Raw genomic sequence first — 23,122 nt, 5'->3', positions numbered from 1 at the left:
GACGCGGCGCCATCGTCGTTCACCTGAAGCGTGTCAGGGGGCTAGAATTTCACAGTGACACCGGAGTAGAGCGAGGACTCGGTGCAGGAGCCGGTGCTCACCCTCGCGCCACCGGCCAAAGTGGTGCAGGCCACGGCGTTGTTGTGATCGAGGCCGAACTTGTTCTGCCAATAGCGATAGGCGACCCAGACGTCGACGAAGTGCGAGTACTTATCACCCCAAATCGCCTTCGAGGCATCGAGGGTCAGGCGGATCGGCTCGGAGTTGAACTCGACCTTGGTGGGATAGACGCCGTTGGCGACGCTGGCGGGAAGCGGCTCAGTGTCGGTGCCCTTCTTGCCATACCACGCCGCGCGGCCGCTGATCGAGAAATACTGCATGTTCTGCGGCAGGAAGCCGAGGTCCATATAGTAATTGGTTTCGATCGCCCAGGTCGGCTTGAACGACGTGTTGCCGTCGGCAATACACGGAGCGGACCAACCGGCGCCGCACTGCGAGAAGGAGTTGTGGTTGGCGAACTCCCAATACACCAGCGGCGCGACGTTGAAGTAGCCCTTATAGGGAAGATCGAAGGCAAACTGCAGACCCGCGACAACGTCGCGCTTGGCGGCGCCGAAATACCGGTTCTCCGTGTTGGCATCCATGCCAACCTCGAACGAGATGTTATGCAGCGGGCCCTGAGTGAAGGCCTTGGTGTTGAAGATCTCGTTCCAGCCGAAGGTCGAGCGGAAAAGACCGTAGATTTCTGTCGCGCCGGGACAGCTCGTGGGTGTCGCTGCGAAGCCTGCAGCCGGCGACACGACCACGCCTGTGGCGGTACACGGGCCTGCCGGATCGTTGTGGTCCGACTTGAACATCGAGATGGTGAAGAAGTTGGTGCCGTAGGTCCAGGCATCGAAGTGGGTGAAGGAGTAGACCTGCTTCGTCGTCTTGGCGTTGATCACGCCGTTGGTGTTGGTGAACGCTCCGGGCTGCGAGGCATTGAAGATATAGGAGAAGGTGACGCGGTCGTCGATCACCAGGAAGAACGGAAGGTCGGCCGCCTTCTTGGCAGCCTTGACCGGCAGATCCGCCGCCTGAGCCAGGCCATTGGTAGCAAGCGTAGCAAGTGACAGCGCGCCTGCTGCAATTGCCTTGAAACGAAACGACATCCTGAATACCCCCAAGTTTGGACACGTAAAAATGAACGTCCCTTGGGTGCGACACTTGCGCCGATCTCCCGGAGTGAGAAGCCTCAACTTGTTTCAAGGCATGCCGCTTGTTTGCACAGGGCGCGGCGTTCACCGGCCGATTTGGAAGGCCAACCTCACCGCCACGCCGTCGGCCGAGAGCGACCCATTGCCGGATATCCCCATTTGATTTCGTTCGCCTTTTCATGTCGACCGGACAAGGCAAACAAGACGGGTGGAAGCTACTGTCGCGGTGTTCGCAAATCATACGCGTGCTGGCGCGTCTCTGCTTAACTTCACGCCAAGCCTGCATAGCGGGTTCCGATTTGGCTTAAGCCGTCACAAATTTGCAACAGGCGTCACACGCAAGCCGGGACTGCAAAGGCTGCTCGGAAGGTGTCTGAGGACGATCGCCGCCGGCGAGAGCCGAGACTCGCCGACACCTCCTGCCTGCCGAAGCGTTGAGCAAGGGATGACGCTTTTTCACACCTTACGCGGCGGTTCAAACTAGCCCAGTATTGAGGCACTTCACCCCATGCAAGCGCATCAGCGAATGTTGGATCCCACGGCTAAGAGCCTGCATTCCGGCGAGTCCCCGCTCCTCAGGACGGTCGGGCTCACCAAGCGCTATGGCGATTTCCTCGCCAACGATGCCATCGACATCGATATCTGGCCAACGGAAATCCACGCGCTGCTGGGCGAGAACGGCGCCGGCAAGTCGACGCTGGTCAAGGCGATCTACGGGCTGATCCAGCCCAGCGCTGGCCAGATTTTCTGGCAGGGCCAGCCGATCGTGCTGTCCGGTCCCTCGGAAGCGCGCAGCCGCGGCATCGGCATGGTGTTCCAGCATTTCTCGTTGTTCGACAATCTCACCGTCGCCGAGAACGTCGCGCTCGGCCTCGACGGAAGAGAATCCTTCAAGGACATGTCGGCGCGGCTTGAGCAGGTGTCGAAGACTTATGGTCTGCCGCTCGACCCCAAACGCGAGGTCTGGCAATTGTCGGTCGGCGAGCGCCAGCGCATCGAGATCGTCCGCGCGCTGATGCAGGATCCGCAATTCCTGATCCTTGACGAGCCCACCGCGGTGCTGACGCCACAGGAAGCCGACCAGCTCTTCGTCGTGCTGGAGCGGCTCAAGGCCGAAGGTCGCGCCATCCTCTACATCAGCCACAAGCTCGAGGAGGTGAAGCGCCTGTGCGACACGGCAACGATCCTGCGCGGCGGCAAGAAGGTGGAGACCTGCAATCCCAGGCTTGAGACCGCCGCTTCGCTCGCGCGCATGATGGTCGGCGGTGAGATCAAGGAGGTGAAGGCGGCCGCCGGCCGGCAGACCACGGTGCCGCGTCTCGTCGTCAACGACCTCTCGCTCGCCCCCGGCGAAGCGCATGGCGTGCGGCTCGAGCACATCTCGTTCGAGCTGAAAGGCGGCGAGATCCTCGGGATCGCCGGGGTCGCCGGCAACGGCCAGGACGAACTTTTCGCCGCGCTGTCCGGCGAACGCCTGTCGAAGGATCCCGGCACGATCGTCATCGAAGGCCTTGCTGCCGGCCATCTCTCGATCACGCAGCGCCGCAAGCTCGGCGCGGCATTCGTTCCGGAGGAGCGGCTCGGCCACGGCACCGCGCCGCGCATGAAGCTTTCCGAGAATGCGCTTCTCACCGGGCACGCCGCCAGCGGCATGGTCCATCACGGCTTCATCGATACTGCCGCCACCCTGAAGACGGTTGACCGCGCAACCGAGACCTTCGACGTCCGCAAGGCCAAGCGCGATCCGGAAGCAGCATCCCTCTCCGGCGGCAATCTGCAGAAATTCATCGTGGGACGCGAGATCCTGCGCAATCCCGCGGTGCTGGTGGTGAGCCAGCCGACCTGGGGCGTCGACGCTGGCGCTGCCGCCGTCATCCGACAGGCGCTGCTTGATCTCGCAACCGCAGGCGCCGCCGTGCTCGTCACCAGCCAGGACCTCGACGAGCTCGCGGAAATCGCCGACCGCATCGCCGTGATGTTCCATGGCCATCTGTCCGCACCGCTCGCCACCAGCGAGGCGACGCGCGAAAAACTAGGCCTGTTGATGGGCGGCAGCACGCTGGAGCCGAAGGAGGCCGCGCATGCAGTTGGTGCTTGAGAAGCGCGCCGAACGCTCCAACGCGATCGCGCTGATCTCGCCGCTGATCGCGATCGGCCTCACGATCGTGACCATGGTCATCCTGTTCGCGATCCTCGGCAAAAATCCGCTGCTCGCGCTGCACGCCTATTTCGTCGCGCCTTGGACCGACAGCTATTCGCTCCAGGAAATCGCGGTGAAGGCGACACCGCTGGTGATGATCGCGATCGGGCTGTCGCTCTGCTATCTCGCCAATGCCTGGAACATCGGCGCCGAAGGGCAGTTCCTGATCGGTGCAGTCGCCGGAAGCTGGATTGCGGTGAAGACGCAGGGCACCGACGCCGGTGTCTGGGTGCTGCCGGTCATGCTCGTGCTCGCCGCCGCCGCAGGCGCGCTCTACGCACTGATCCCAGCAATCTGCAAGGTGAAGTTCGGCGCCAGCGAAATCCTGACCAGCCTGATGCTGGTGTATGTGGCCGATCTCTTCCTCGACTATCTCGTGCGCGGCCCCTGGCGCGATCCGCACGGTTTCAATTTCCCGACCACCGCCGAGTTCGACCCGGTCGCAACGGTGCCGCTGCTGATCGAAGGCGGCCGGCTGCATCTCGGCTCGATCATCGCCCTTCTCGTCGTCGCGGCAGCCGCAATCCTGCTGGGACGCACCATCAAGGGCTTCGAGATCCGTGTGGTGGGCGCCGCGCCACGCGCCGCGCGGTTCGGCGGCTTCAATTCCAACCAGTTGATCATCCTGACCTTCGCCCTCTCGGGCGCGCTGGCGGGCCTCGCCGGCATCATCGAGGTCGCGGGTCCGGTCGGGCATCTCCAGCCCGGCATCTCGCCGGGTTACGGTTTTACGGCGATCATCGTCGCCTTTCTCGGCCGGTTGAACCCCCTTGGAATATTAATTGCAGGCCTTTTTCTCGCGTTGACCTTTATCGGCGGCGAGCAGGCGCAGATCGCGATGAAGATCCCGTTGGACGTGACAAAGGTTTTTCAGGGCATCCTGCTGTTCTACGTGCTCGCCTGCGATTCCCTCATCCTCTACCGCTTCAAGCTGGTTTTCCCGAACCGACAGGTGGCTCGTGGAACTCATTGAAGCCATCATCCTCGCGGTGCTCGCCGCCTCGACGCCGCTCCTGATCGCGGCGACCGGCGAGCTCGTGACCGAGCGCTCCGGTGTGCTCAATCTCGGCGTCGAGGGCATGATGATCGTCGGCGCCGCATGTGGCTTTGCAGGTGCGTGGTTGACCGGCTCGATCTTTATCGGCGCACTGTTCGGCATCGTCGCCGGCACGTTGATATCACTGGTCTTCGCACTGATGGCGCTCGGGCTTGCGGTCAACCAGGTTGCGACAGGGCTGGCGCTGACCATCCTGGGTGTCGGACTCTCCGGCCTGATCGGCGCTGGCTTCGTCGGCGAGCGCATCACGCCGGCGCTGCATCTCAACATTCCCGGTCTCACGGATATTCCGCTGGTTGGCCGCGTGTTGTTCGGCGAGGACGCCTTCGTCTATTTCTCGCTGGCGCTGGTCATCGGCGTCTGGTGGTTCCTGTACCGTACGCGGCCGGGATTGATCCTGCGCGCCTGCGGCGACAACCACGTGTCTGCGCATGCGCTCGGCTATCCCGTGCTGCGCATCCGCACCTTAGCGGTGATGTTCGGCGGCGCCTGCGCAGGACTTGCCGGCGCTTATCTGCCGCTCGCCTATACGCCCTTCTTCATTCCGGGCATGACCGCAGGCCGCGGCTGGATCGCGCTGGCGCTGGTGGTGTTCTCGTCCTGGCGGCCGGGCCGCCTCGTGGTCGGCGCGTATCTGTTCGGCGCGGTGACGATCCTGCAGCTGCACGCGCAGGGCTGGGGCGTCGGCATTCCCTCGCAGTTGATGTCGGCGCTGCCTTATCTTTCGACTGTCATCGTCTTGGTCCTGCTCTCCCGCGCGCGCACGGGTGGATCGACCGCACCGGCTGCGCTTGGCACCGTGTTCGTGCCTGACCGCTAGCGTTTCATCTCCGCACCGTGCGCGATGGGGCGCGCACGTTGCGGATCATGGCTTTCCCCTGATGTTTGGAGATTGATGATGAGGAAATCACTTCTTGCGGTGGCCGCCGGGCTCTTGCTTGCCGGGAGCGTCGGTGCAGCCTCCGCCGCCGACAAGCTGAAAGTCGGGTTTATCTATCTCGGCCCGGTCGGTGACCTCGGCTGGACCTATCAGCATGAACTGGCACGCCAGGCGCTGGTGAAGGAGCTCGGCGACAAGATCGAGACCACTTTCCTCGAAAACGTGCCTGAAGGCCCCGACGCCGAGCGCTCCATCGAGCAGCTCGTCCGCGCCGGCAACAAGCTGATCTTCACCACCTCGTTCGGCTACATGGATCCGACGCTGAAGGTCGCGAAGAAATATCCGAACGTGCATTTCGAGCACGCGACCGGATACAAGCGCAACCCGAACATGTCGACCTATTCGGCCAAATGGTACCAGGGCCGCTACATCCAGGGCCTGATCGCGGCCAAGATGTCGAAGTCCGGCGTGCTCGGCTATATCGGCTCGTTCCCAATTCCCGAGGTCGTCTCCGGCATCAACGCGACGATCCTCGCCGCGCAGACCATCAATCCGAACATCAAGGTCAAGATCATCTGGGCCAACACCTGGTTCGACCCAGGCAAGGAGGCCGACGCCGCCAAGGCGCTGATCGACCAGGGCGCCGACATCATCATGCAACACACGGATTCGCCGGCGGCAATGCAGATCGCCAGCGAACGCGGCAAGCTCGCCTTCGGCCAGGATTCCGAGATGATCAAGTTCGGGCCGAAGACCCAGCTGACCTCGATCCTCGACACCTGGGGTCCCTACTACATCGCCCGGGTCAAGGCCGAGCTCGACGGAACCTGGAAATCCGAGGACACATGGGGCGGCCTCGACAGCCACATGTTCGCGATGGCGCCCTACACCAATATGCCTGACGACGTGAAGAAGATCGCCGAGGATGCCCAGGCCGCGATCACCGCGGGCAAGCTGCATCCGTTCAAGTGCCCGGTCCTTGGGCAGGACGGTAAGGAGGTCGAGTGCAAGGGCGGCGCCAATCTCGACGACGGCCAGATCCTCGGCTTGAATTTCTACGTCAAAGGCATCGACGACAAGCTGCCGGGCAAGTAGCACGCTTCTTGCATCGCCTAAATCACCTGCTCCTCCCGGAGGAGGTTCGGAGGGGGTGGCCAGAAGCACCCGGCACTTGTGGTCGCCCCCTCTTTCTATCTTCGCCTGGATACTATCCCGCCTGCATGGCCCGCGCCGCTGAACTGTGGCGGTGGATGAGGTCTGCCACATCAAGGCCGGGGATCGCGCCGTCGATCACGGCCCATTTTCCCGCCACCATCACCCTGTCGGCCCGATGCGCCCCACACAGCACCAGTGCAGCCAGGGGATCGCCATGGCCGGAGAAGCGGAGCTCGTCGAGCCTGAACAGCGCGAGATCGGCCGCCTTGCCGATGGCGATCTCGCCAAGTTCCGGCCGGCCGACGCAGGCCGCCGAGCCCTTGGTGGCCCAGCGCAGCGCATCCCTGTGACTGACCTTCGTCACCCCGTAGCGCGCCCGTTGCAGCAGGAACGCGGCCCGCACCTCCTGCATCAGGTTCGATCCGTCGTTCGAGGCCGAGCCATCGACGCCGATGCCGATGCCGACACCGGCCTCCTCCATCTCGCAGACGGGACAGCAGCCGGAGGCCAGGAGCTGGTTGCTGCAGGCGCAATGACTGATCGTCGTCTTCGCCTTGCCTAGCCGCTTCATCTCGTCTGCATTGAAAAAGATGCCATGGGCGAGCCACGTCCGTGCATTGAGCCAGCCACATTGTTCGAGATAGTCGAGCGGACGGCAGCCAAACATCTCCTGGCAGAATTTGTTCTCGTCCTCGGTCTCGGCGAGATGGGTGTGCAGACGTACGTCGAGCTTGTCGGCGAGATCGGCGGTGGCGCGCATCAGGGACGTCGTCACCGAGAACGGCGAGCACGGCGCCAGCGCGATCTGCACCATCGCATCAGCACCGCGCTGATGATATTTCGCCACAACGCGCGCGCTGTCCGCGAGGATGGTGTCCTCATCCTGTACGACGCTATCGGGCGGCAGACCGCCGTCGCGCTGCGACAGGTTCATCGAGCCGCGCGTGAGCAGCACGCGCACGCCGAGCCGCTTTGCGACCTCGACCTCGATGTCGACGGACTCCTCGAGCCCCGCCGGGAAGACGTAGTGATGATCCGTCGTCGTGGTGCAGCCCGAGAGCAGCAGCTCGGACATCGCCACGGTGACGCCGAGCTGCAGCCGTTCCGGCGTCAGCTTCGCCCACACCGGATAGAGCGCCTGGAGCCAGGGAAACAACTCGCGGTCCATCGCCGCGGGTAGCGCCCGCGTCAGCGTCTGGTAGAAATGGTGATGGGTGTTGATGAGGCCCGGCAGCACGACGTGGTCGCCAGCATCGAACACCGCGACGTCAACGGTTGCGGGCGCGCCGCCGGCCGGCACCAGCTCGACGATCCGGCCGTCCTGCACCACGACGCCGCGCTCGGCGCCATCGGCGAGGACGGCCAGGGGATCCCTGATCCAGATCGGCTTTGCGTCGCTCATGAATCTGCTCCTCCTCACATCCGCTCACGACACGCCTGCAAGGCAGGTGCCGGCCTGATTGCGCTTTTGCTGCGACTTGTTGTTGCGACTTGGCGCTCGTCTTGCAAGACTTTCTCCCGGCTCGATTCACTCGTTGGAAGCGTTGGCGTCGCCATGGACTTGAATACCATCACAGCGGTTGCCCATCCGCAAACGCGCGCGCAGCTGCCCGTTTGGACGCCAGGTGATGCATGGCTCGCGGGCGGCACCTGGCTGTTCTCGGAACCGCAAGTTCACCTGACTCGGCTCATTGATCTCACCGACCTCAAATGGCCAGCGCTAACGGTCACCGAGAGCCATTTCAGCATCGCGGCCACCTGCACCGTTGCGCAGCTCGACGGATTCGCCTGCCCACCCGACTGGTTCGCAGCACCGCTGATCAACCAGTGCTGCCGCGCCTTCCTTGCTTCGTTCAAGATATGGAAGACGGCGACGGTTGGCGGCAATCTCTGCATGTCGCTGCCGGCGGGACCGATGATCTCGCTCACCGCTGCGCTGGAGGGCATCTGCACCATCTGGAAGGCCGGCGGCGGCGAACAGATGATGGCCGTCTTCGACTTCGTCACCGGCAACCAGCGTAACCTTCTGGCGCCGGGGGATCTGCTCCGGCAGATCGATATTCCGATCGCCGCGCTGAAGCGTCGTACGGCCTTTCGCCAGATCTCACTGGCGCCGGTCGGCCGCTCGGCGGCGCTGGTGATCGGCAGTCTGGATGCCGATGGCACGCTGACGCTCACAGTCACCGCATCGACGGTGCGGCCGATCCGGTTGTCCTTTCGCGAGGCCCCCGACACGAAAGCGCTTCGCGACGCCATCGCGCAGCAGATTTCGGACGATCTGTACCACACCGACATCCACGGCAAGCCGCTCTGGCGCAAGCACATGACATTGCGGCTTGCCGAAGAGATTCGCGACGAACTCCTCGGAGCACCGTCGTCATGAGCTTCGAGGTCAATGGCACGACGTTTCCGCAGGAGCCACGCGGCGGCCAGTGCCTGCGCACGTTCCTGCGCGAGCTCGGCCATTTCGGCGTGAAGAAGGGCTGCGACGCCGGCGATTGCGGCGCCTGCACCGTGCTGCTGGACGGCGAACCGGTGCATAGCTGCCTGGTCCCGGCCTTCCGCGCCGAAGGTCGCGCCGTCACCACGATCGAAGGTCTGGGCGGAGACGGCGGCGCGCACCCGATGCAGCAGGCTTTCCTCGATGCGCAGGGCTTTCAATGCGGCTTCTGCACCGCCGGCATGATCCTGACCTGCGCCTCGCTGAACCAGGCGCAGCGCACCGATCTCGGCGTCGCGCTGAAGGGCAATATCTGCCGCTGCACCGGCTATCGCGCGATCGAGGACGCGTTGCTCGGCAAGACCAACATCGAGGAGAGCGTCGAGGCCGGCGCCGCATTCGGCCGCAGCCTGCCGGCGCCGGCTGGCCCCGATGTCGTGCGCGGCAAGGCGCGCTACACGTTCGACACGCAGATTGACGGCCTGCTGCATATCAAGCTGCTCCGTTCGCCCCACGCCCACGCGAGAATCGTCGCGATCGACAAGTCGGACGCGCTGGGCGTTCCCGGCGTGCAGGCGGTGCTGACGCATGAGGATGCGCCTACGATCCTGCTCTCGACCGCGCGGCATGAGAAGGACTGGATGGATCCCGAGGACACTCGTGTTCTCGACGAAATCGTCCGCTTCATCGGCCAGAAGGTTGCCGCCGTCGTCGCAGACAGCGAAGCCGCCGCCGAGGACGCTTGCCGCCGGTTGAAGGTCGACTACGAGGTCCTCCCCGCGCTGATCGACCCTGAAATAGCAATGGCGCCCGGCGCACCCATCATTCATCCCGACCGCACCACCGCGAACCGCGTCGCCGACGCCCAGCGCAACCTTGCCGCGGAGACGCATGGCGAATTCGGCGACGTGGCGGCTGCGCTCGCGACATCTGCCGTCACCTTCGAGGGCACCTTCCATAGTCACCGTGTGCAGCATGCCGCGCTGGAAACCCATGGCGGCCTCGCCTGGCTCGATGCTTCCGGCGTGCTCAACGTTCGCACCTCGACGCAGGTGCCGTTCCTGACCCGGCGCGCGCTGTCTGATATCTTCGAGCTTCCCATGGACAAGGTTCGCGTCTTCTGCGAGCGCGTCGGCGGCGGCTTTGGAGGCAAGCAGGAGATGTTCGTCGAGGACATTCTGGCGCTCGCCGCGCTCAAGACCGGACGTCCGGTGAAGCTGGAGCTCACCCGGGAGGAGCAGTTCATCGCAACCTCGACGCGGCACCCGATGCGGGTCCACGTCAAGGCCGGTGCCGACGCGGACGGCAAGCTCACCGCGCTCCAGCTCGACGTGCTCTCCAACACCGGCGCCTACGGCAATCACGCCGGCCCGGTGATGTTCCACTCGCTGGCGGAATCCATCAGCGTCTACAATTGCCGGAACAAGCGGGTCGACGGCCACGCGGTCTACACCAATACAGTGCCGGCAGGCGCGTTTCGTGGTTACGGCTTGCCGCAAACACTGATCGCGGTCGAGGCCGCGATCGACGAACTGGCCAAGCAACTCGGCATCAGCCCTTACGAGATGCGCCGGCGCAACGTCGTCAAGCCCGGCGATCCCATGGTGTCCCCACCGCCGTCGGAATTTCACGACGTGTTCTACGGCTCCTACGGGCTCGACCAGTGCCTCGACCTCGTCGAGCGCGCGATGCAGGCCGATGGCCCGCAGCCGGACCTGTCGCCGGAGTGGCTGATCGGCGACGGCGTCGCGCTGACCATGATCGACACGGTGCCCCCGGCGGGCCATCTCGCGGATGCGATGGTCACCCTCAACGACGACGCCAGCTTCGACCTCACCGTCGGCACCGCCGAATTCGGCAACGGCACCAGCACCGTGCACCGGCAGATCGCGGCGACCACGCTTGCGACCACCGTCGACCGGATCCGCCTGCGCCAGTCCGACACCGCCCATGGCGGCCACGACACCGGCGCCTATGGCAGCGCCGGCATGTTCGTCGCCGGGAAGGCGACGCATGCGGCAGCCGTGCAGCTCGCAACCGAGCTGAAGGCGGCCGCCGCCGGCGCATGGCTCTGCGACGTCGGCAGCTGCACGCTCGAGAGCGAGGCCGTCGTCAGTGGCGTACGGCGCATGTCCTTTGTCGAGCTGGCAAAGCTCGCGCGCGAGCGCGGACAGCCGTTGGCAGGCGCCGGCAATTCCGGCGGGACGCCGCGTTCGGTCGGCTTCAACGTGCAGGGCTTTCGCGTCGCCGTGAACAAGGGCACCGGCGAGCTCCGGATTCTCAGGAGCGTGCATGCGGCGGACGCCGGCGTCGTCGCCAATCCCATGCAATGCCGCGGCCAGGTCGAAGGCGGTGTCGCGCAGGCGCTCGGTGCCGCGCTCTACGAGGAGATGGTGATCGACGCGGACGGCCGCGTCGCCAACCCCAAATTTCGCGACTATCACCTGCCCTCTTTCGCCGATGTCCCCCGCACCGAGGTCTTCTTCGCCGAGACCTCCGACACGATCGGCCCGCTGGGGGCGAAGTCGATGAGCGAGAGTCCGTACAATCCGGTCGCCGCCGCGCTCGGCAACGCGATCGCGGACGCCACCGGCATCCGCTTCACGGCGCCGCCCTTCAAGCCGGACCGGCTGTTTCCGGCGCTGCACGACAAGTTCGGCAATTAACTGCCGCGATAGGTCGAATAGCTCCAGGGCGTGACGAGCAGCGGCACGTGATAGTGGCTTTCCGGCTCGCTGATCGCAAAGCGTAGCGGGATCTCGTCGAGGAACGGCGGGTCGGTGAGCTGCACGTTGCGCTGGGCGTAATATTTGGCGACGCTAAACCGGAGCTCGTAGCGGCCGATCGGCAGCGGCCGGCCCCCGATCAGCGGCTGGTCGGTGCGGCCGTCCGCATTGGTCACCGCGCGCGCTATCACCCGGCTCTCGCCGAGATTCGCGAGCTCGACCAGCTCGACCGGAATGCCCGGCGCGGGTTTGCCGGCGTGGTTGTCCAGCACATGGGTCGAGAGCCGGCCGTGGACCTTGAGCTTGTCATCGGCTTCGACGAGTTGATCAAGCCGCAACGCCGAGATACGGCCGATCTCCTCGATCGCACGTCGCGTCTCGGTCTTGGCGATATTGCGCAATCGCGTCTCGAAATCGCGCAGCACGGAATCCCTGGTGTGACGGCGCACGCAGACGATATAGGGGATGTCGAACTTGTCGCGATAGGCATTGTTGACGCGCTCGAACGCCGCGTATTCGGCCTCCGACAGCCGGTCGAGGCCGGCGCTGTTCTGCTCGTCGGTCGATTCCGCGGTGAGCCCCGCCGCGCGCTGGGTCTTGTTGGCGAGGTCCGGATGCGCCCGGATCAACGCCAATTGCACCTCGGGTTCGGCACTCTGGATCGCCGCCATCAGCGCGGCGTGCAACTGGTTGATGCCGGCGAACGGTCGCTTCGCGGCCAGTTGACCGGCGATCCACGGCGAATATTCAACGACGTTGGCGAGCGCGGCAACGAAATCGGCTTCATCGGCGGCATTGAGATCAGACAGCGATATCTGCGACATCGTCCTCACCCGATCTCGAATGCGTCGGCCGCAAGGTGCGCGAGCTTGTCGTGCCAATGCTGGGCGATCTGCAATCGCGTCGGCACCCAGACGCGCTCGTGCTTGCCGATGTAGTCGAGGAAGCGGATCAGCCCCGCCGCGCGGCCGGGGCGACCGGCGAGACGACAGTGCAGGCCGACCGACATCATCTTCGGCGCGCTCTCGCCTTCGGCATAGAGCACGTCGAAGGCATCCTTCAGATAGGTGAAGAACTGCTCGCCTTCGGCAAAGCCTTGCGGATTGATGAAGCGCATGTCGTTGGCGTCGAGCGTATAGGGAATGACGAGCTGCTTACCGCTGGCGCCCTTGACCCAATAGGGCAGATCGTCGGCGTAGGAATCGCAGAGATAGAGGAAGCCGCCCTCCTCCATCAACAGACGGTTGGTGTTGATCGAGGAGCGTCCGGTGTACCAGCCGAGCGGCCGCGAGCCGGTCGCCGCAGTGTGGACGCGGATCGCTTCCGCGATCTCCGCGCGCTCCTGCGCCTCGGTCATGTCCTTGTGCTCGATCCACTTCAGGCTGTGGCTGGCGATGTCCCAGCCCGCTTCCTTCATGGCAGCTACGATTTCCGGATTGCGCTTCAGCGCTGTGGCGACGCCGAACACGGTAGTCGGCCACTTTCGCTCGCTGAACATCCGCCAGAGCCGCCAGAAGCCGGCGCGCGAGCCATACTCGAACATCGATTCGATGTTGGCGTGGCGCTGGCCGGGCCAAGGCTGTGCGCCGAGCACGTCGGACAGAAACGCTTCCGAGGCCGGGTCGCCATGCAGGATGTTGTTTTCGCCGCCCTCCTCGAAATTGACGACGAACTGCACCGCGACCCGCGCGTTGCCGGGCCATTGCGGGTGCGGCGGGTTGCGGCCGTAACCGCGGAGATCGCGCGGGTAGCGGGCACCAGTCACTCAGACTTCCTCGAAGCGGATCGGCAGCGCGCCCTTCCACAGCACGCTCTTGCCGAGCGTCGCCAGATTCTCCAGGCCAGAGGTCAGCGTGATGAAATGGTTGCCGGCGAGTTGGCCCATCTTGCTCGCGAAGTGCACGCCGCCATAGGCCATCAGGATCTCGGTCTCGCTGATGCCGCCGGGATAGAGGATGATCTGGCCGGGCGCGGGATAGCTGGTGTGGTTCTCGTAACCGACACCGAAGTCCAAGTCGCCGAGCGGCATCCACACCCCCTCGCCGCTCCAGCGCACGTGGATGATGTGGCTTTCGAACGGCAGCGCCTTGCGGAACGCGGCGACAGTCTTGGGCGCCGCTTGCTCCTCGAAACGGGCATCGAAGGTGAAGTCGCCGGCGCGGATAACGAGTTTGGTCATCTCATCTCTCTGGATCGGGGCGGTGGCCCCACGGGGAATTTTCAGGCAAAGAGCACTCCGTCGGGCTTCGCGCAAGGGGCGCGGCCCGTTACCTGCGGTCGTAGGACCAGCCGAAAACTCCACTCCGCCGCGTCTCGGGCTCCGGCTCGGCGGCGGGCTGCGGCGCCTCCCTCAGTTCCGCCTGCGGCGACGGAGGCGGCACAGGCAAATTCTCGCATTTCATGGAGTAGACCAGCTTGCCGTCCGCGGTCCGCCCGATCGGCGCGCAGGGGTCCGGATGCGCCGCCGATGTTTTTGGGGTCAGCTTGACCTGCGCCACGGCCGGCGAGGCGATCAGCAGAAGGACCAGCAGATATTTCGACATCATTGTCGCCTGAAAACCAGATTTGGCCCATTGAACCGGATTGGAGCAGGCAAGTCCACCGGTGCCACCGGTCGCGATTGCCGAATATTTAGCCGAGGCTAGAAAATTTGCTCGCCCCAAATGTGATATCGCGAGCGGTGATATCGGCCGGGCGCGTCGCCATGTCAGCCGCGACGGCGACACACAAAACACACATCTCACAGCCGGGCGTTGTCACGGGAGAAAGAAACAATGCAAAAGACTTTCATCATTCTCGGCGCGACGCTGATTGCTGCCGCCACCATCCAGACTGCCGCGGCGAACGACCGCCGTCATGTCCGCAAGGCGCAACCCCATCCCATCACCCAGTCGGTGCGCGACTCCAACGCCGCGCTCTGGCCGTCGCAGCCGACCGGGCCCGACTGGTCGCGCTATTCCAACGGCGCGATGTCTGCACCAGCGGGACGGTGATCCGGGAAGCCTGGTGCGACAGAGCGAAACTGCCTCCACGTCGTCATTGCGAGGAGCCCTTGCGACGAAGCATCCAGACATTTTCCACGGATGCATTTCTGAATTGCTTCGCTGCGCTCGCAATGACGGAGTATGAGGCGGCAGCGCCAGTCCAATCGCAGACACGCCTTCGCGTTCTCGCGGCTGATTTCGCCCGAGCTTTGCTTCGTCGCTCGACCCTCTTGTCCAAGAGGGCGCAGGGAAGGCCGGGTGCCGGCTGGCACCCGCGGTCCGCTGCGCGAAAAGCACACGCAGGAAACCGCACAGCAGCATACAGGTGTAGCCAATCACTCGGCCTTCCCTGCGCGATGGTTGGACGGCTTATGCCATGCTCTCCCGGGAGCCGAGTTCCTGCTGGCCTCCCTCACCCTGCGAAAGTCACCGACACCGCGCCGGTTGACGCAGATGCCGCATTCGCCAGGGCTTGACCGTAGCAACGACGGCCAGGACCACACGTCTATATTTTGGCATTCGGTGAAACACGCCGAAACTAACAAAAGTCTTTAAAACACGTGCTTTTCGACTACCCTGATGCAGGCTGTTTCAGCGGGCTTCACCAAATTAAGGGCTCGGCCCTAAGCCTTTCAGCGTCCGCACGACAAGCTGAAAGCCTCAAAGCCGAGCCCTTTGGTCCCAAGCCTTAGGAGCCGAAACCACATGGATAGTAGCATCGCCCCCTCCTCCGCCGGCAAGCGCGGCCGCAATAGCAGCGTCATCCTGACCGACCGCCTATGCGAGAAGCGGGTCGCCAAGCGGACCAAGCTCTACGACCGCAAGTGCCCTGGTCTCTATGTCAGCATCACCACGGCAGGCGTCGCGACCTTCTCGTACAAGTTCACCGACCGGCAGACTGGAAAGCAGCGCACCGGCTGGCTCGGCGTCTACAATCCCGAGACCTTCACCGTCGAGGACGCCCGCAGCAGGGTCTACGGCCTCAAGGGACTGGGTACCGAAGCTATCACCGAGACCTTCCGCGACCAGAAGGCGACGAAAGCGCGACGTGGCAACACGGTCGCCGAGATCATCGAGGAGCGAATCGAGTGGATGAAGACGCCGGTCCGTAAGCCCGACGGCGAGATGCGGCCCCGGCTGGAGGCTTGGGAAAACACGGCGAGCCATCTGCGCCGCTTCCTCGGTGCGCGGCTTGGTAAAACACTCGCGGGTGACGTCACCAAGCATGACATCGCGACGCTGTCGAACGACATCGTCGCGGGGAAGTTCGGCAAGCCCTCCGTCAGCAACGCACGTCATATGCGCAAGGCCGCCTCGGGACTCTTCAACTGGGCGGCTGAAGCGGGGCGAGATTATGTGACCGCCAGCCCCTGCATCAACCTGCCGAAACTCGATCCGGAACACCCGCGCACCCGAGTCCTATCGGAGGAGGAGATCAGGGTCTTCTGGCATGGTCTTGATCGCGAGCTCCCGCGAGCTGCTCGGTGCACGCCGGGATGAGCTATTCGACCTCGACGGCGACAACCCACGTTTCGACGTGCCCCTCAAGCGGGTGAAGAAGCGGCGGGTGATCCAGCAGCCGCTGTCCGATGTAGCGGTTGAAATCATTAAGGAGGCGCTGGCGTCCGCAGACCAGCAGTTTGTGTTCGAGAGCCCCATGTACAAGGGCCAGCCGATCCACCGCAAGGCGATGGCCGACGCCCTGCGCGGCACCAAGCATGAGATAAACAAAGACAAGACCAAAACCGCCGGCCTCTGTGAGCTGTTGGGCCTCAAGCCGTTCACGCCTCACGATCTGAGGAGGACGGCGGCAACATTGGCCGGCGATCTCGGCTTTGACGATGCTGCGATCGCCAAATGCCTTGACCACGCCGTGACAAAGAAGGGCGACACCGTCGTGCCGACCGTCACGGGCAAGGTCTACAACCACAGTAAGCGGATGAAAGAAAAGCGTGCGGTGCTGGACGGCGTCGCGGCCGAGCTGCTGCGGATCATCGGCGAGCCTGTCGCAAGGTCCAGAAGTCTGGAGGGCCACGGCTAGCCGCCTGACTGCGCCAAGCGGTCTCGGGCCAGGCCCTGCCCTCCGCAGGGCTTCGCAGACGGCAAAAATATAAGTTAGATCAATGCCATGACGCGGCTGTGTCCTCCGTTGTGTCCTGATCCGATATCCAAAAAATATTTTGCATCCATACGCCTCAACTCACGATCCGGTACACCTTCGCGTGCTTCAGGGTCGGTCCCGGTTCACGGACTAGTCCTCGCTGAACAGGTCGCGAACGCGAGCGTTCCGTTGGTGGAACACCCGTAGTTGTACGGCTCACAGGCGGACCCGGCTGGCCGACGCCGGATCATCGGACGACGCGATACACCTTCGCCCGCTTCCGTCTCGGCCGGTCAATACAGTTTCCGCTTCAGCTTTCTGTTCAGCTCCCGCAGATCGTCGGCATAGGCCGCGATAATTGCCCGTGCCTCGTCCATCCGCGACGCCTTGCGCTTCGGTTTGGGCGGCGGCTTGGGCTTGGGTGCCGGTTCGTCTGCCGGGTCATGATAGCTGCAACGTCGCGCCGCGATGGCCGGGACTATTGATGTGGATCAAAAAACGAACGGCAGTTCCCGCGAGCCGCCGCGCGCTCACGGCACAGCCACTCAGGCCACTACGCCCGGCACAGACCGCGCGGCGCTAACAACGACACTGAAGATCAGGAAAACGCCACTCCGATTCGTCGGTCGGAGCGCCACACCGCGCGGCAGGGTTGCTGCAACTGTGCACTGGGGATGACCAGTGTGAACTCGTGCGGAATGCCGGATGCGCTAGGCACGTCCACTTGGGCGCCCATGTGGGACAGATTTCGGACGACGCAACTGAAGGCGCCTCCGGGAAACTCGATCATTGCGCCTTTGAATACGCGCTGACGGCGTGCGGTTCGCTTTTCCATGGCGCTCAATTCTACGCACCATTTCTGAGAGATCGATGAAATCTGTCGCGGAAACTCAGATCAGAATTTGCTGACGAGGTAGATGTATTGTTTACCGTCAGATCGGCCCCGAGATTGTGCACACACCGTCGCCCGCTGATGCGGCAAGCGCGGCCGTGTCGGGCGCTAAACCCAAAGGCCCACAAAACGCAAAGACCCCAACGCCTCCAGAGCGCTGGGGTCAAAGCTTGCCAGAAAGGTCGTCCGGGGTGTGCGAAGCCGAACCCGTGCAGCCTAGATTGCGGCGCCTAATTTATTATTAATGACCTGCTAAGGTCGGTCTCAGAACAATGCACGAAAGCAATTGGAAAATTGAACTCGCGTTAAACGGGTCTCAGTACATTACCCCTCTTTTCAATTGAGTGGTGTTTCTAAGTGCATAAGTTGTCCCATTTCCGAAATCCGCTTCCAAACAAGCGGTCGAGACCGCTCACCATGCTCGCCGCGCGATCCTTCTGCTCGATCTCTGCCTGCAGCACACCCGTGCGCTGATCGAGAACTGCCCTCCGGGCGACAATAAACACAAACTAGAGCATCAGCTTCAAGAGGCGCGAATGCTACTCGATATGCTGCGAGCTTCGGCGGAGACGATGTTTCCAAACATAGACCTGCATCAGGATTGACATGCTCCGCCTCCGCGCAATCCGCCCTGACGATTTCATGGTGTTTGGAGACGGCCAGCTGATCGGGGGGATCCGGCTTGCCCATGAGCGCCCGCCCGCCGTTTGGCTTTGGAACGTCACACCGGCCATTCCCAGCGCGCCGTTCGGCGAGGCGACGACATTGGAGGTAGCGAAGCAGCGCTTCAGCGCAGAATGGGAAGCGTTCAAAGCCAAATGCGGCCCGGAGAAGCTGGCGAAGGCATTTGCTGAGATGAATTGGGCGAACCGGCCGGACCGATATCGGTGGTGATCATGCTCAACCTTCGAAATCCCGAAAAAAGAATTGTAGAACCGCCCCCCAAAAAGAGATCGGCAGCCGGCTCTACTGGGCTTTTTAAAGCCCAGTAGAGCCCCACACGTCGCGTTGAACTCGGCCATCACCACGCGCAATTCAGCGAGCACAACAGGATCGTCAATATCGATGTGCTCGATCCGCTCCGGCAACAACGCACCGACGCGGTTGGCGCGCTCCATCACCGTGAAAAATGCGGCGCGCTCGTCTTCAGTTGTCATGGCGGACGGTGTCTTTGTCGTCGTCTGGCAGCCACGCCCGCTCGGTGATCTCCGGCGTCTTCCCGCCTCATGGGGCCAGTCAACCGCTATGCCGGCAACCACGCGCCGATGCCGGGCGTGCTTCTGGATCAACCGGCGATCGGCGGGACCCAAGCTGAGAGCAGGATGACGCCGGATGCGTGGTGGGGCATGTCAATACGCAAGCACAACTTACTTTAATGAAGTCGCTTGTCAGGAGGACGGACCCCGCTGCTCACAAGCGTCAGCTCTTGCTCTAACTGCTCGTTGAGGAGCATGAGCGCTCGAAGCGCACTGCGCAGATCACCGTCGCAAGCGGTCACGATCTCATCGACCGCCAATTCGTACTGATCAAGAGCAGAGTTGGTGCGTTGGCGTGGCATACGAACAACATACAAACAAAACCTAAGTTCATCGTGCCGCCGCTGGTGATTTCCCCGCAATTCACAGTCCGCCGGGGCGGCACCTCAGTTTGCCCCCGCTTGGAAGGCACCGAGCAAAAAACTCGCGGGCGTTGCATATTTACAACCTACACCGCCATGCGAGATATTAAGCTTCTTCATCGAGCCGACCAAAATATATTTCATGCGTAGTTCGACATGATCGCGGGGGCGAAATGTATGATGTCTATCGCAGCAGCAAGCGCGACTTGCTCGTTCTGAGTACAGGCTCTGCCGTACCCCTGCTTTACTCTGCACACAAGTGGCGCAAGAGCAGAGCAAGAGTTCTCAAGGTCAGCGACGAAATCAAAGCGGCCGTTCAGGCACAAGGGTATTACTACGTCCGGAAAACTGCGCATTACTAAGGAGGGAATGATTGACGTCGAGTAGGTCGCGAGCCGGTGTTTTCCATGTGCAACTTTCACCCAGCAAACAAGCGGCCATCGGCCGCGCTCTTGCGCGTCTTCAATCGCAGATTTGAACACGAACGGCTTCGGGAGGTTAGCTCGTCGCCGCATCCAACCGCGCCAGCCCAGCCTCGATCACGATGATATCGTCTGCGATCTGCTGGACCGTTGCTTGATAATCAAAACCTGTGCGCGCCTTTAGGTCTACGGCCAGCTTCCGGCGCTGCATGCGCAAATCGTCGAGAGCCCCCCGGTCATTCAAGCTAACGTAACCGTCTACAATGAGTTCAATCGCGTTTGGCATGCCCGAGCGCAGTCCTATGTTTACCCTGCTAAACCCTTCAGAACGGCATTTCTCCGCAAAGCGTCTCCAGCAATCGTCAAATGAGACCCTATGGTCAGACCGAGCCGACCTAGCGTCAGGAGAGCAAGTGCGTGGCAAAGTTCGATGGAAAGACCGGCTCCCAATATCGCGATGGCACGCTGTTCGTCCCGATTGAGATCAGCCCATGAAATGCCTTCCATCAGGCGTCTCCCTCGCAAAGAACTATCTAAAATCCAACGCGTGACGAATTTGCCGCAGCATAGCCACGGCCGCGTCGGTGTACCGACCGTTGGTTAGGTATTGATCCACTTGCGCCGTACTAATCAGCGCCACAACTGCCACAGTGAAGCCCTTAAACATTGGGTCCCTCCTGCAAGAGACCGCCAATCGGGCGTGTCGAAAATTAGAGTGTTCTCAGAATGCGCTGCCGCATTTATGCGACCTATACGTAAATGGTGACAGTGACCGGTAACCGTTTCCTTAACGAGCGCGATGTCTGGATGCGTGCGCCGTGGGGCGCTGCAACGGCGGTTGCCAGATTACGCGCTGAACATCGCATGCATGAACCGGATGCGGACATGCGCGGTCACGTCCGATGTCGGACGGATTGTGTTGCAAAACTCGTTTCTGACTTGGGGGCGAGCTTGGCTTTGGAGTTTCGGCGGTTTTTTTGGTAAGGGGTGTCGGCGGTTTCCGCTTTGCGGCGGATTTCAGCACGCGACTGCCAGTTGTGGCGGGGGACGGCAGATTAGCTTGGCCAGCCGCCTCAGGTTCTGCGCGGTGGCTGTGAGCAGCACTTCGTCCCTGACGCCATTCAGGCCCCGCAGCCGAAGCCGGTCGAGCCTGAGAATGCGTTTCATATGAGCAAAACGCATCTCGAACTTTTTGCGCTCGCGGTGCGATTGCTCGAAGGCTTCCGTATTGGCCAGCGCACGGACATGATCGCGCACATCTTCGTTGACGTCACGGGTAATTTTGCGCACGACCGCCGTCGTGCATTTGGGCTTCAAGGCGCAGCCAGAGCAATCGCTCTTGCTGGCCCTGTAGTAAACGATGGACCTTGATCGATGTTGCCGGTGCTGGTCAGTTCCGCGCCACCCGGGCAAACATAGACATTGCGCTTTTTGTCGAAGACGAAGTCCGCTCGGCTAAAGGTGCCATCGGGGCGTGCCGACTTGTCCCACACCGGAACGTGCGGCGTGATCTTGCGATCCACTAGCCATTTGAGCAATCTGACCGCGCCGTAAGCCGTGTCGCCTGCCAATCTCTTGGGGCGCAGATCGAAGCGACGCTCAACACGGTCCACCATGATCTGGGTGACAGCAATCTCAACCGCACGGTTCGCGCGCGTGCCTACCGCATCGAGGATGATCCCGGCCTTGTTGTCGATGAAATAGTTCGCATCATAAGCAAAGAATGGATCCACGCCCGGCCTCGTAACCCATGTTGCTTGCGGATCGGTGAGCGAGACTTCCTTGGGAGGCTTGCGGCGACGGCTGCCTTCACTTGAACCGCCGCCGTCTTCATCGCCGCCCTTATCGCTATTGGCGGCATCAAGCGCTGCGATGTACTCGCGCACCGCATGGGATGCTTCCTCCGCCTTTGGCCAGGTAATAGGCTGGTCGCCGGGAAGTCGCCTAGTCTTGTTCACATCGGCCTTGATCAGGCTCGCATCGACTGAGAACGCTTCGCCTCCGACCAGCCCCGCCGAAATACACAGCGCCACTACACGTTCAAAAACCCGGCGTAAGGCATCGCTCTCACGGAAGCGTTCGCGCCGCGCCCGGCAAAACACCGAGTGATCAGGGATATGATCCTCGATGCCGAGCTTGCAAAACCATCTATAAGCCAGATTGACCTGGACCTCGGCGCAGAGCCGACGCTCGGAACGAAGTGCAAATACGTAGCCCAAGACCAGCATCCGGATCATGAGCACCGGATCAATCGAAGGACGGCCAGTGTGGGAGTAGAATGGAGCGAGCTCGTTGTGCACCCAACTCAGGTCCAGAAAACCGTCGATTTGCCGTACCAGGTGATCAACCGGCACCACCTTGTCGAGATCAAAGGAGTAAAAGAACTGGCCCTGACCGCTCTCCTGCCGACCTAACATCCGCTGCTCCCGCAAATGCCGCCTCAAACCAACGGAATCACGGCTCGCGAGTCGTCTCAACCGGAGTTTGGCAACACAATCGGACGGAGAACAGACATCGCAGCGGCTTGTACGCCGTTTCTGCTAAGGGCCAGAAGGCGACTTACTGACATCGAGCGGCAGTATGACTGTCAATCGGCGTTCAAATTTGACCCCGTATCGGCGTCCAATTTTGACCCCTTCGAGCGGCGGGTTTTGGCGGTAGCGCTCGCACCGTCGGAGCTGGTCGGGGTTGCGGAGACGGTGCGAGCGCGGGTTGCGTGATCGTCGTCGCGGCTTTTGAAGCGCCAGCTGTCGTTGCCGGTCTCGACGATGTCGCAATGGTGGGTCAGGCGATCTAGAAGCGCGGTGGTCATTTTGGCGTCGCCGAAGACGCTGGGCCATTCACCGAACGCGAGATTGGTGGTGACGACGATGGACGTGCGCTCGTAGAGCCGGCTGACGAGGTGGAACAGGAGCTGGCCGCCGGATTGGGCGAACGGTAGATAACCGAGTTCGTCGAGGACGATGAAGTCCATCCGGGTCAAATGCTCGGCAATCCGACCTTGCCGTCCATTGCGGGTCTCGATCTCCAGACGGTTGACGAGGTCGACCACGTTGTAGAAGCGGCCGCGGGCACCGGATCGGATGCAGCTTCTGGCGATTGCGATGGCCATATGTGTTTTGCCGGTGCCGGTACCGCCGATCAGCACGGCGTTACGTTGCTGGGCGATGAAGCCGCCGCCGGCGAGATCATTGACCAGCGTCTGGTTGATGGGTGTGCCTTCGAACTGGAAGTCCTCGAGATCCTTGGCCAGCGGCAGCTTGGCGATGGTGAGCTGGTACTTAATCGAGCGGGCCTGCTTCTCGTTGATCTCGGCGTTGAGCAGGTCGCCGACAATGCGCTGGGGTTCGTGCTGGCGTTTGACAGCGGTCGCCATGATCTCGTCGAAGGCAGCCTTCATGCCGTAGAGTTTGAGCTCGCCCATGAGGTCGAAGAGTTGAGTACGTTCCAT

Annotated in this window: 19 protein-coding genes and 2 pseudogenes; 10 read left to right on the top strand and 11 right to left on the bottom strand. The window is 62.5% G+C overall.

The annotated features are described in order from the left end of the window. Window positions 1–41: 41 nt before the first annotated feature. A complete protein-coding gene (locus IVB54_RS12300; protein ID WP_247777236.1) occupies window positions 42–1,151 on the bottom strand; it encodes a hypothetical protein in 1,110 nt (369 codons plus the stop codon). A gap of 571 nt (window positions 1,152–1,722) precedes the next feature. Between IVB54_RS12300 and IVB54_RS12295 the strand changes: the two genes are divergently transcribed. The 4 genes from IVB54_RS12295 to IVB54_RS12280 all read left to right on the top strand — a co-directional run bounded on the left by IVB54_RS12295 (window position 1,723) and on the right by IVB54_RS12280 (window position 6,428). Further along, entirely contained in the window at window positions 1,723–3,294 is a 1,572-nt protein-coding gene (locus IVB54_RS12295; protein ID WP_247390825.1) for an ABC transporter ATP-binding protein, read from the top strand. Next, window positions 3,278–4,369 (top strand): ABC transporter permease, encoded by a 1,092-nt coding sequence (locus tag IVB54_RS12290; protein ID WP_247777235.1) that lies wholly within the window; start codon window positions 3,278–3,280, stop codon window positions 4,367–4,369. Before IVB54_RS12295 ends, IVB54_RS12290 begins: the two co-directional genes overlap by 17 nt. Beyond that, a complete protein-coding gene (locus IVB54_RS12285; protein ID WP_247390827.1) occupies window positions 4,356–5,273 on the top strand; it encodes an ABC transporter permease in 918 nt (305 codons plus the stop codon). The genes IVB54_RS12290 and IVB54_RS12285 overlap by 14 nt, the downstream gene beginning before the upstream one ends. 78 nt (window positions 5,274–5,351) lie before the next feature. Continuing rightward, entirely contained in the window at window positions 5,352–6,428 is a 1,077-nt protein-coding gene (locus IVB54_RS12280) for a BMP family ABC transporter substrate-binding protein (protein ID WP_247777506.1), read from the top strand. A gap of 112 nt (window positions 6,429–6,540) precedes the next feature. Here IVB54_RS12280 and IVB54_RS12275 read toward each other — a convergent pair whose 3' ends face one another. Next, complete coding sequence (locus tag IVB54_RS12275) at window positions 6,541–7,890, bottom strand: 8-oxoguanine deaminase (protein WP_247338199.1); 1,350 nt, start codon at window positions 7,888–7,890, stop codon at window positions 6,541–6,543. A gap of 153 nt (window positions 7,891–8,043) precedes the next feature. Here IVB54_RS12275 and IVB54_RS12270 point away from each other — a divergent pair, with 153 nt between their 5' ends. Both IVB54_RS12270 and IVB54_RS12265 read left to right on the top strand, forming a co-directional pair. Continuing rightward, entirely contained in the window at window positions 8,044–8,871 is an 828-nt protein-coding gene (locus IVB54_RS12270; protein WP_247441375.1) for an FAD binding domain-containing protein, read from the top strand. Beyond that, window positions 8,868–11,594: a molybdopterin-dependent oxidoreductase gene (locus IVB54_RS12265; protein WP_247777234.1), complete on the top strand. Its 2,727-nt coding sequence runs from the start codon at window positions 8,868–8,870 to the stop codon at window positions 11,592–11,594. The genes IVB54_RS12270 and IVB54_RS12265 overlap by 4 nt, the downstream gene beginning before the upstream one ends. Here the strand turns inward: IVB54_RS12265 and uraD are convergent. The 4 genes from uraD to IVB54_RS12245 all read right to left on the bottom strand — a co-directional run bounded on the left by uraD (window position 11,591) and on the right by IVB54_RS12245 (window position 14,200). Continuing rightward, complete coding sequence (uraD, locus tag IVB54_RS12260) at window positions 11,591–12,478, bottom strand: 2-oxo-4-hydroxy-4-carboxy-5-ureidoimidazoline decarboxylase (protein ID WP_247297950.1); 888 nt, start codon at window positions 12,476–12,478, stop codon at window positions 11,591–11,593. The two genes, IVB54_RS12265 and uraD, sit on opposite strands and share 4 nt — an antisense overlap. Before the next feature lie 5 nt (window positions 12,479–12,483). Then, window positions 12,484–13,419: an allantoinase PuuE gene (gene puuE / locus IVB54_RS12255; RefSeq protein ID WP_247297953.1), complete on the bottom strand. Its 936-nt coding sequence runs from the start codon at window positions 13,417–13,419 to the stop codon at window positions 12,484–12,486. Continuing rightward, window positions 13,420–13,833, bottom strand: a complete 414-nt coding sequence (locus IVB54_RS12250) for a DUF3830 family protein (RefSeq protein WP_007601448.1) — start codon at window positions 13,831–13,833, stop codon at window positions 13,420–13,422. An 88-nt stretch (window positions 13,834–13,921) separates the two neighbouring features. Next, the gene (locus IVB54_RS12245) at window positions 13,922–14,200 is read right to left on the bottom strand and encodes a hypothetical protein (RefSeq protein WP_018456703.1); all 279 of its coding nucleotides are present in this window, start codon (window positions 14,198–14,200) and stop codon (window positions 13,922–13,924) included. A gap of 228 nt (window positions 14,201–14,428) precedes the next feature. Between IVB54_RS12245 and IVB54_RS12240 the strand changes: the two genes are divergently transcribed. The 3 genes from IVB54_RS12240 to IVB54_RS12230 all read left to right on the top strand — a co-directional run bounded on the left by IVB54_RS12240 (window position 14,429) and on the right by IVB54_RS12230 (window position 16,679). Further along, complete coding sequence (locus tag IVB54_RS12240) at window positions 14,429–14,647, top strand: hypothetical protein (RefSeq protein WP_007612884.1); 219 nt, start codon at window positions 14,429–14,431, stop codon at window positions 14,645–14,647. Between the two features lie 696 nt (window positions 14,648–15,343). After that, on the top strand, window positions 15,344–16,138 hold the full coding sequence (locus IVB54_RS12235) for an Arm DNA-binding domain-containing protein (RefSeq protein WP_247441379.1): 795 nt from the start codon (window positions 15,344–15,346) through the stop codon (window positions 16,136–16,138). Then, window positions 16,089–16,679 (top strand): tyrosine-type recombinase/integrase, encoded by a 591-nt coding sequence (locus tag IVB54_RS12230; RefSeq protein WP_247441381.1) that lies wholly within the window; start codon window positions 16,089–16,091, stop codon window positions 16,677–16,679. Before IVB54_RS12235 ends, IVB54_RS12230 begins: the two co-directional genes overlap by 50 nt. 658 nt (window positions 16,680–17,337) lie before the next feature. Here the strand turns inward: IVB54_RS12230 and IVB54_RS12225 are convergent. Beyond that, on the bottom strand, window positions 17,338–17,529 hold the full coding sequence (locus tag IVB54_RS12225; protein ID WP_345947063.1) for a PilZ domain-containing protein: 192 nt from the start codon (window positions 17,527–17,529) through the stop codon (window positions 17,338–17,340). A 641-nt stretch (window positions 17,530–18,170) separates the two neighbouring features. Beyond that, window positions 18,171–18,788 (bottom strand): hypothetical protein, encoded by a 618-nt coding sequence (locus tag IVB54_RS12220; protein WP_247777233.1) that lies wholly within the window; start codon window positions 18,786–18,788, stop codon window positions 18,171–18,173. Window positions 18,789–19,422: 634 nt separating this feature from the next. On the opposite strand from IVB54_RS12220, the pseudogene IVB54_RS12215 reads away from it, so the two are divergent. Beyond that, a pseudogene (locus IVB54_RS12215) lies at window positions 19,423–19,636 on the top strand (hypothetical protein). Between the two features lie 111 nt (window positions 19,637–19,747). Here the strand turns inward: IVB54_RS12215 and IVB54_RS12210 are convergent. The 3 genes and pseudogenes from IVB54_RS12210 to istB form a co-directional block, all read right to left on the bottom strand. Continuing rightward, window positions 19,748–19,957, bottom strand: a complete 210-nt coding sequence (locus IVB54_RS12210) for a hypothetical protein (RefSeq protein ID WP_247441385.1) — start codon at window positions 19,955–19,957, stop codon at window positions 19,748–19,750. A gap of 731 nt (window positions 19,958–20,688) precedes the next feature. Beyond that, a pseudogene (locus IVB54_RS12205) lies at window positions 20,689–22,088 on the bottom strand (IS1182 family transposase). A 170-nt stretch (window positions 22,089–22,258) separates the two neighbouring features. Next, window positions 22,259–23,122 (bottom strand): IS21-like element helper ATPase IstB, encoded by an 864-nt coding sequence (gene istB, locus IVB54_RS12200; RefSeq protein WP_346658833.1) that lies wholly within the window; start codon window positions 23,120–23,122, stop codon window positions 22,259–22,261.

The organism is Bradyrhizobium sp. CW1 (genome assembly GCF_023100665.1).
Lineage (GTDB): Bacteria > Pseudomonadota > Alphaproteobacteria > Rhizobiales > Xanthobacteraceae > Bradyrhizobium > Bradyrhizobium canariense_D.
Note: the sequence above shows the minus strand (reverse complement) of the source record. Positions and strands in the feature narration are given on the sequence as shown.

Excerpts from the sequence above, each read along its gene's own strand:
- IVB54_RS12265 (WP_247777234.1), top strand. The coding sequence starts at position 8,868 with ATGAGCTTCGAGGTCAATGGCACGACGTTTCCGCAGGAGCCACGCGGC.
- IVB54_RS12280 (WP_247777506.1), top strand. The coding sequence starts at position 5,352 with ATGAGGAAATCACTTCTTGCGGTGGCCGCCGGGCTCTTGCTTGCCGGG.
- IVB54_RS12235 (WP_247441379.1), top strand. The coding sequence starts at position 15,344 with ATGGATAGTAGCATCGCCCCCTCCTCCGCCGGCAAGCGCGGCCGCAAT.
- IVB54_RS12230 (WP_247441381.1), top strand. The coding sequence starts at position 16,089 with ATGGTCTTGATCGCGAGCTCCCGCGAGCTGCTCGGTGCACGCCGGGAT.
- IVB54_RS12295 (WP_247390825.1), top strand. The coding sequence starts at position 1,723 with ATGTTGGATCCCACGGCTAAGAGCCTGCATTCCGGCGAGTCCCCGCTC.
- istB (WP_346658833.1), bottom strand. The coding sequence starts at position 23,122 with ATGGAACGTACTCAACTCTTCGACCTCATGGGCGAGCTCAAACTCTAC.
- IVB54_RS12245 (WP_018456703.1), bottom strand. The coding sequence starts at position 14,200 with ATGATGTCGAAATATCTGCTGGTCCTTCTGCTGATCGCCTCGCCGGCC.
- IVB54_RS12220 (WP_247777233.1), bottom strand. The coding sequence starts at position 18,788 with ATGACAACTGAAGACGAGCGCGCCGCATTTTTCACGGTGATGGAGCGC.
- uraD (WP_247297950.1), bottom strand. The coding sequence starts at position 12,478 with ATGTCGCAGATATCGCTGTCTGATCTCAATGCCGCCGATGAAGCCGAT.
- IVB54_RS12210 (WP_247441385.1), bottom strand. The coding sequence starts at position 19,957 with ATGCCAAACGCGATTGAACTCATTGTAGACGGTTACGTTAGCTTGAAT.
- IVB54_RS12290 (WP_247777235.1), top strand. The coding sequence starts at position 3,278 with ATGCAGTTGGTGCTTGAGAAGCGCGCCGAACGCTCCAACGCGATCGCG.
- IVB54_RS12250 (WP_007601448.1), bottom strand. The coding sequence starts at position 13,833 with ATGACCAAACTCGTTATCCGCGCCGGCGACTTCACCTTCGATGCCCGT.
- IVB54_RS12240 (WP_007612884.1), top strand. The coding sequence starts at position 14,429 with ATGCAAAAGACTTTCATCATTCTCGGCGCGACGCTGATTGCTGCCGCC.
- IVB54_RS12275 (WP_247338199.1), bottom strand. The coding sequence starts at position 7,890 with ATGAGCGACGCAAAGCCGATCTGGATCAGGGATCCCCTGGCCGTCCTC.
- IVB54_RS12225 (WP_345947063.1), bottom strand. The coding sequence starts at position 17,529 with ATGATCGAGTTTCCCGGAGGCGCCTTCAGTTGCGTCGTCCGAAATCTG.
- IVB54_RS12270 (WP_247441375.1), top strand. The coding sequence starts at position 8,044 with ATGGACTTGAATACCATCACAGCGGTTGCCCATCCGCAAACGCGCGCG.
- IVB54_RS12300 (WP_247777236.1), bottom strand. The coding sequence starts at position 1,151 with ATGTCGTTTCGTTTCAAGGCAATTGCAGCAGGCGCGCTGTCACTTGCT.